General features: G+C 70.0%; 8 protein-coding genes. 2 read left to right on the top strand and 6 right to left on the bottom strand.

Features of this window, described 5'->3' with window-relative positions:
* The 3 genes from HY68_RS43515 to HY68_RS05640 all read right to left on the bottom strand — a co-directional run.
* Positions 1-280, bottom strand: a 280-nt coding sequence (locus tag HY68_RS43515; protein ID WP_041985143.1) for a hypothetical protein, incomplete at its 3' end; no start/stop codon positions are given.
* Positions 281-427: 147 nt separating this feature from the next.
* Positions 428-964 carry a hypothetical protein gene (locus tag HY68_RS05645; RefSeq protein WP_041985140.1) on the bottom strand — a complete coding sequence of 179 codons (537 nt, stop codon included), beginning with the start codon at positions 962-964 and terminating at the stop codon, positions 428-430.
* An 84-nt stretch (positions 965-1,048) separates the two neighbouring features.
* Positions 1,049-2,146 carry an epoxide hydrolase family protein gene (locus HY68_RS05640; RefSeq protein ID WP_041985136.1) on the bottom strand — a complete coding sequence of 366 codons (1,098 nt, stop codon included), beginning with the start codon at positions 2,144-2,146 and terminating at the stop codon, positions 1,049-1,051.
* Positions 2,147-2,259: 113 nt separating this feature from the next.
* On the opposite strand from HY68_RS05640, the gene HY68_RS05635 reads away from it, so the two are divergent.
* A complete protein-coding gene (locus HY68_RS05635) occupies positions 2,260-2,742 on the top strand; it encodes a MarR family transcriptional regulator (RefSeq protein ID WP_041985133.1) in 483 nt (160 codons plus the stop codon).
* Positions 2,743-2,747: 5 nt separating this feature from the next.
* Here the strand turns inward: HY68_RS05635 and HY68_RS05630 are convergent, their stop codons facing one another.
* Positions 2,748-3,770, bottom strand: a complete 1,023-nt coding sequence (locus HY68_RS05630; protein ID WP_041995248.1) for a sodium:calcium antiporter — start codon at positions 3,768-3,770, stop codon at positions 2,748-2,750.
* A 139-nt stretch (positions 3,771-3,909) separates the two neighbouring features.
* Positions 3,910-4,146: a hypothetical protein gene (locus HY68_RS05625; protein ID WP_041985131.1), complete on the bottom strand. Its 237-nt coding sequence runs from the start codon at positions 4,144-4,146 to the stop codon at positions 3,910-3,912.
* Between the two features lie 130 nt (positions 4,147-4,276).
* Between HY68_RS05625 and HY68_RS05620 the strand changes: the two genes are divergently transcribed.
* Complete coding sequence (locus tag HY68_RS05620) at positions 4,277-6,316, top strand: thioredoxin domain-containing protein (protein WP_041985128.1); 2,040 nt, start codon at positions 4,277-4,279, stop codon at positions 6,314-6,316.
* A gap of 69 nt (positions 6,317-6,385) precedes the next feature.
* On the opposite strand, the gene HY68_RS43510 is transcribed toward HY68_RS05620, so the two are convergent.
* Positions 6,386-7,015 carry a TetR family transcriptional regulator gene (locus tag HY68_RS43510; RefSeq protein WP_078863444.1) on the bottom strand — a complete coding sequence of 210 codons (630 nt, stop codon included), beginning with the start codon at positions 7,013-7,015 and terminating at the stop codon, positions 6,386-6,388.
* Positions 7,016-7,111: the final 96 nt, after the last annotated feature.

The raw sequence follows: 7,111 nt of genomic DNA, 5'->3' as shown, positions 1-7,111 counted from the left end.
ACACGGCGGCGACGGCGGCAACGGCCGTGACCAGCACGGGCGTTCCGATCGCCTGCCGGCTGAACCGCTCGCCCAGCGGCCGCTCCTCGGCCTGCGCAGCGTCCAGCGCGGTGACATACGCGGCGTACTCCTCCCCGGCCCCCTCGGCGAGCGCGTCCAGAGCACCCCGCCCCCGCGCCAGCAGAGCACCCCCGTCACTGCGCCCCCCGCTGCGCCGTACCTCTTCCTCCACCGCGCGAACCAACAGCCGCTCCGCATCGGCCCGGTGGCTGTCTCGCATGTAAGTCCCCCTCCGAGAGCCTTGGGTGAGCGAACAGTGTCCTTCGTGAAGGCCACAAGCGCGAGACCGCTCGCCGGACGAGGAGACGCCGAGACCTGCGCGGAGGCGCCGGCCTGCGCCGGGATCGGCGCCGAAGTGCGCGGTGCGTCAGTCTTCGTCCGCGTTCGTCAGGGCCTCGCTGATCAGGTGGGTGGCGAAGTCGGGGTCCTCGGTGATGCGGTTGATGTGTTCCGCCAGCAGGAAGGTGGTCGCCTCCAGGGGAGTCATCTCCTCCTCGGTCCAGCTTCCGTACTGTTTGCGCCACAGGTTGGGGCTCAGGCCCGTGCCGGCTGCGATGACCAGGCCGGCCATCGTGGGGATGGCCTCGGGGCGGATGCTCTTGGGCATCATGCGCAGTGAGGCGACCAGGGAAGGCACCACGTACTCGATGACGTCCTTGTCGTGGTCCTCGTGGGCCTTCCGCAGCCAGGTCATGAACATGTAGATGAGCGTGCAGGCGCCGTCCAAGAGGTCGTTGGCGCCCTTGGGGCCCAGCGACGCGGTGAACTGGTCGATCAGCGCCTGTTGTTCGGGGTCGGCCTCGGTCCTGCCGTCGTGAATGCCTTTGAGCCGGGAGTCGATCATCATGAGGGCCGCGCCCACATCGCCGACGGGGGAGTGCTGGGGACCGTAGGACGATGACACGGGGTTCCTCCTCGGACGGCTGCCACGGGCAGGCGCGGCGTGTCCGTACAGTAAACGGCCCATGAGATGACGACCGCCGGTTTATCACCTTTCCTGCGCCGACCCCGCGAGGTGGGTGAAGAAGTCCCGGACGTCGTCGGCGAGCAGTTCGGGGACCTCCATCGCCGCGAAGTGGCCGCCGCGTTCGAACTCCGACCAGTGCCTGATGTCGTACAGGCGCTCGGCCAGCGGCCGTACCGACTGAGTGATGTCGTACGCGAAGACGGCGACGCCGAGCGGTACCGGGCACGGCTCGGTCCGGCGCGGGGTGTCGTGGTGCAGCCGTGCGGAGGAGGCGGCGGTGGCGGTCAGCCAGTACAGCGACACGTCGGTGAGGATCCGCTCGTCGCTGACGGGTGACTGCGGGTCGGTCCACCGGGCGAACCGCTCGGCGATCCAAGCCAGTTGGCCGACGGGTGAGTCGGTGAGCGCGTAGCCGAGGGTCTGCGGGGCCGCCGCCTGCAGTGCCTGGTACGGCGGGCGGTTCGCCATCAGGTGCCTGATCTTGTCGAGCCGGGCCTCGTCCGTCGCGGACAGTTCGAGGCCGGCGTCCGGATCCGGCCTGGTCGGCAGGTAGTTGACGTGCACGCCGACGACCCGCTCGGGGGCCGCCGCGCCGAGCGCGGTCGAGATGCCGGAGCCGAAGTCGCCACCCTGGGCGCCGTATCGCTCGTAGCCGAGCCGGCGCATCAGCTCGGCCCAGGCGCGGGCGATCCGGGTGATGTCCCAGCCGCGCTCATGGGTCGGCCCGGAGAAGCCGTAGCCGGGGATGGACGGGATCACCAGGTGGAAGTCGCGCGACAGCGGCTCGATCACATCCAGGAACTCCAGGAACGAGCCGGGCCAGCCGTGGGTGAGGACGAGCGCGAGCGAGTCCGGTTTCGCCGACCGGACGTGTACGAAATGGATGTTCTGGCCGTCGATCTCGGTGGTGAAGTGCGGGAGCTGGTTGAGCGCGGCTTCGTGCTCGCGCCAGTCGTAGCCGGTACGCCAGTACTCGGCCAGCTCCTTGAGGCGCGCCAGCGGGAATCCGTAGTCCCAGCCGGCGTCGGCGACCTCGTTGGGCCAACGGGTGCGGGTGAGCCGGTCGGTGAGGTCGTCGAGGTCGGCCTGGGGGATGTCGACGCGGAACGGCTTGATCATGGTCTCGACTCCATGGGAATTCGTTCGGGCAATTAACGTTTGCCACATAAACGTTTGGTGCACCAACGATAACATAATCATAGGTGCGGCCAACGATTCGGTAGACTCGCCCCATGGAGAATCCGTACGAGGAGACGCAGCCCGCCAGGTGGGAGCGGATGCCCAGCTGGCTGCTCAGCCAGACCGCCCACCACGCGGCGCGTCTGGTGGCCGACGGGTTCGCGTCCGCCGGCGCCCGCGGCTACCACTACCGGCTGCTGGCGACGCTGGAGGACTCGGGACCGGCCAGCCAGGCCACGCTCGGCCGCCGCAGCGGCATCCATGTCAGCGACATGGTCGGGACGGTCAACGAACTCGCCGAGCGGGGACTGGTCGAGCGCGCCCCCGACCCCGATGACCGGCGGCGCAACATCGTCACGCTCACCGCCGCCGGGAAGCGGCAACTGCGGCGGCTGGAGAAGCCGTTGGCCGAGAGCCAGGAGGCGCTGCTGGCTCCGCTGTCGGCGGAGGAGCGTCAGCGGTTCACCGAGCTGCTGTCCAGGCTGCTCGACCACCACAACGGGCGCACGGGCACGCTCGAGGCGCCGCAGCACTGACCGGCTCAGCTCAGGATCGGGACCAGCCCGATGCCGAAGACGACGTAGAACCCGGCCGCGACCGTGAGGCGGGCGGGGGTGAGCCGGTGCGCGCGCATGGTCAGGAGCAGGTAGACGATCGCGGCCATGGTGATGAGACCGGCCCAGATGAGGGCGCTGTCGAACTTCCAGGTGGTGAAGAGCAGTCCGAGGCCGCTGGGGACGGTGGCCTGGATCATCATGGCGCCGGAGATGTTGGCGAGGGCGAGTTTCGTCTTGCCCTGGCGCACCCAGATGATCGCGTTCATGACCTCGGGCAGCTCGGTCGCGACCGGTGACAGGAGCAGGGCGGTGACGGCCGTGGGCAGGCCCAGCATCGGCCCGATGGCGTCGAGTTGCTTCACGAAGAGCTGGGAGGCGAAGAAGATCACCAGCAGTGTGGCCAGCGTCTGCACCACGACGGCCCAGGTGGCCGGGGAGGCCGCTCTGGGTTGGAGCTTCAGCGGCTCCAACTCCTCGTCGTCCTCGTCCCCGTCGCCCCCGCCGCGGATCTCCCGCCAGAAGTAGACGCCGTAGGCGGCGAAGAACAGCAGCCCCAGGACCGGTTTGTAGGCGAAGGCGACCAGACCCAGGACGACCTTGACGACGAAGATCGGCAGGAACCACTTCTGGTCCTTGGCGAGGCGCCGCATGTCCTTCGCATCGCCCAGCGCCTCACCGGCCGGCCCGCCGTCCTCGGCCGGCTCCCTGCGCCGCTTACGCAGCAGTATGGCGCCGGTGACCCCGTAAGCGATGGTCGACAGCGCCAGCGGCCCGCCCATCGCGGCGCCGACACCGATGTCCTTGGCCTTCTCGGTGCTGCCGGTGGTCACCGCGACGAGGGTCACCACGGACTCGGGCAGCGCGGTGCCGAAAGCGGCGAGGATCGTGCCGACGGCCATCTTCCCGACGTTCAGCCGCAGGCCGAGCCATTCGACGGCGTTGACGAACCACTCGCACGAGAGATAGATCGCCACCGCGCACACGAGCAGCAAAACGTAATGGATCACACCGACCGCCCAGCACCGAAGGCCCCGCCCGCCCGCCAGATTCTGCCCGCGCGCCCCCACCCCGAGCCGCAGCCACACCGACAATCGCCCGGTCGGCAAAGAGAGGCAAAGGGATGGAGGTCAGGACATTCCGGCGCTGTCAGATGGAACCCAGGTCTACGGTGACGGAGAAGGGTGCGGCAGCCTTGATCGTGCCGGTGAACATCTCGCCGTCCCTGTACGCCAGCCGGTTGTGCCGGTTGGACGTGCTCGGGGTCACGACGATCATCCCGTCCACGATCTCGATGCCGGCACATTGTTCGTCGGACCAGGAGTCGTACTGCTCCGCGCTGATCTGCGTATGCATCCACGCGGGCGCCACCATCTCAGCGGTCATGGTGTACCTCCTTTGAGGCGCCTCGACAGGTCCGTGACCGCGAGGCTCGGCCTACTGTCCTGTAATGCCGGGACGCCCGATTATGGTGGCCTCTCAGGGCGGGGGCGGGCATTGTGAGAGGCTGGGGCGCATGAACCGGCTGGCTGGTGTGACCTCGCCTTACTTGCTTCAGCATGCTGACAACCCGGTCGATTGGTGGCCCTGGGAGCCGGAAGCTTTCGAAGAGGCACGGCGGCGCGACGTACCCGTTCTGCTCTCCGTCGGCTACTCCGCGTGTCACTGGTGTCATGTCATGGCGTCGGAGAGTTTCGAGGACGCGACGACCGCCGCGTACATGAACGCGCACTTCGTCAACATCAAGGTCGACCGCGAGGAGCGGCCGGATGTGGACGCCGTTTATATGGAGGCCGTGCAGGCTGCCACCGGGCAGGGTGGGTGGCCGATGACGGTGTTTCTGACCGCCGACGGCGAGCCGTTCTACTTCGGTACGTACTTTCCGCCCGCGCCCCGGCACGGCATGGCGTCCTTTCCGCAGGTGCTGGAGGGGGTCACCTCCGCCTGGACCGATCGGCGGGACGAGGTCGCCGAGGTGGCCGGGCGGATTGTGGGGGAGCTGGCCGGGCGGTCGCTCGCGCACGGTGGGGGCGAGGGCGTGCCGGCCGAGGAGGAGCTGGCGCAGGCGTTGCTCGGGCTGACCAGGGAGTACGACGAGCGGCACGGCGGGTTCGGGGGTGCGCCGAAGTTTCCGCCGTCGATGGTGCTGGAGTTCCTGCTGCGCCACCACGCCCGTACCGGCGCCGAGGGGGCGCTGCAGATGGCGGCCGACACGTGTGTGGCGATGGCGCGCGGCGGGATCTACGACCAGTTGGGCGGCGGGTTCGCGCGGTATTCGGTGGACCGGGCCTGGGTCGTGCCGCACTTCGAGAAGATGCTGTACGACAACGCCCTGCTCTGCCGGGTGTACGCGCATCTGTGGCGGGCCACGGGATCGGAGCTCGCCCGGCGGGTCGCGGTGGAGACCGCCGACTTCCTCGTGCGTGAACTGCGCACGGCCGAGGGCGGGTTCGCCTCGGCCCTGGACGCGGACAGTGACGACGGTACGGGCAAGCACGTCGAGGGCGCGTTCTACGCGTGGACGCCGGCGCAGCTGCGGGAGCTGCTGGGCGACGACGACGGGGAGTTCGCTGCCCGGCACTTCGGGGTCACGCTCGACGGCACCTTCGAGAAGGGTGCGTCGGTGCTCCAACTCCCCGACCACGGCGGGGATGTGGACGCGGCGCGCGTCGAGTCCGTACGGGGCAGGCTGTTCGCGGCGCGCGAGACGCGGCACAGGCCGGGGCGGGACGACAAGGTGGTCGCCGCGTGGAACGGGCTGGCCGTCGCCGCGCTGGCCGAGACCGGCGCGTACTTCGACCGGCCCGACCTGGTCGAACGGGCCACGGAGGCCGCCGATCTGCTGGTACGGCTGCACATGGACGACGTGGGGCGGCTCGCCCGTACCTCCAAGGACGGCAGGGCCGGGGCCAACGCGGGGGTGCTGGAGGACTACGCCGATGTCGCCGAGGGGTTCCTGGCGCTCGCCGCGGTGACCGGCGAAGGTGCCTGGCTGGAGTTCGCCGGGCTGCTGCTGGACACCGTGCTCGACCAGTTCGTCGCCGAGGGTGAGGACGGCGCGCTGTACGACACGGCCGACGACGCCGAGCAGTTGATCCGCCGCCCGCAGGACCCGACGGACAACGCGGCGCCTTCCGGCTGGTCGGCCGCGGCCGGCGCGCTGCTGTCGTACGCGGCGCACACCGGTTCCGAAGCCCACCGGACCGCTGCCGAAGGGGCGTTGGGCGTGGTGCGGACGCTCGGTCCGCGGGCGCCCCGGTTCATCGGCTGGGGGCTCGCGGTGTCGGAGGCGCTGCTCGACGGGCCGCGCGAGGTGGCGGTCGTCGGGGCCGTGGGCGACGGGGCGACGCGCGCCCTGCACCGTACGGCGCTGCTCGGCACCGCGCCCGGCGCTGTGGTGGCCGCAGGGGCGGCGGGCGGCGAGGAGTTCCCGCTGCTGCGGGACCGGCCGCTGGTCGAGGGGAAGGCGGCCGCGTACGTCTGCCGGCACTTCGTGTGTGCCGCGCCCACCACCGAAGTCGACCAGTTGGCCGCCGAGTTGGGGGTCGCAGAGTGATCCCCGGGGCGGCCGCCGCGAGGCGCGGCACCAGTGCCCGCAAGCCCGGCAAGATCCGAACGACAGACCCTACAGGCGCAGGCCGCCCGCAAGGGAGTTGAGCGCGCCGTCGATCAGGGCGAACAGGTCGTCCTTGTTGCCGTGCTCGCCCCAGTAGAGGGTCACCTCGCGCAGCGCGCCCATCACGGCCGCGGTGAAGATCCGCAGCTGGAGGTCGTTCTCCTCGCGGCCGGTGCGCTCCGCGAGGACGCCGGTGAGCAGCTTCGACGTCACCGACATGGACTCGCTCATCCGGGCGCGAACGGCCGGGATCTCGACCATGAGCCGGGTCCGCTGCGTCATCTCGTCGAGTTCGGCCTCGTTCGCGAAGACGCCGCCCAGTTGGTGGATCACGATGAAGCGGATCGACTCCAGCGGCGGCTCGTCGGCCGGCCTGCCGCGCAGCACCTCGGCCATCAGCGGGTCGTACTCGTCGGTGAGGACGATGTCCTCTTTGGTGGGGAAGTAGCGGAAGACGGTGGAGGCCGAGACCTCCGCCGCCTCCGCGATCTGCTCGATGGTGGTCGCCTCGTAGCCCTGCTCGTCGATCAGCCGGTAGGTGGCCCGGCGGATCGCGATGCGGGTCTTGAGCTTCTTGCGTTCGCGCAGGCCGAGGTGGGGCTGCTGTTCGAGTGCGGAGGGCTGTGGGGAGGCGGCCATGCTGGCTATTGTCGGGCATCCGCCGCAGCCGGGGCCACCTCGCTGCCGTCGCCGTCCGCGCCCGCTTCGGCACCCTCGGCAACGGCCTCGGCTTCC

This window comes from Streptomyces sp. AcH 505 (assembly GCF_000818175.1).
Taxonomy (GTDB): Bacteria; Actinomycetota; Actinomycetes; order Streptomycetales; family Streptomycetaceae; genus Streptomyces.
Note: the sequence above shows the minus strand (reverse complement) of the source record. Positions and strands in the feature narration are given on the sequence as shown.

Excerpts from the sequence above, each read along its gene's own strand:
- HY68_RS05640 (WP_041985136.1), bottom strand. The coding sequence starts at position 2,146 with ATGATCAAGCCGTTCCGCGTCGACATCCCCCAGGCCGACCTCGACGAC.
- HY68_RS05635 (WP_041985133.1), top strand. The coding sequence starts at position 2,260 with ATGGAGAATCCGTACGAGGAGACGCAGCCCGCCAGGTGGGAGCGGATG.
- HY68_RS05625 (WP_041985131.1), bottom strand. The coding sequence starts at position 4,146 with ATGACCGCTGAGATGGTGGCGCCCGCGTGGATGCATACGCAGATCAGC.
- HY68_RS05620 (WP_041985128.1), top strand. The coding sequence starts at position 4,277 with ATGAACCGGCTGGCTGGTGTGACCTCGCCTTACTTGCTTCAGCATGCT.
- HY68_RS43510 (WP_078863444.1), bottom strand. The coding sequence starts at position 7,015 with ATGGCCGCCTCCCCACAGCCCTCCGCACTCGAACAGCAGCCCCACCTC.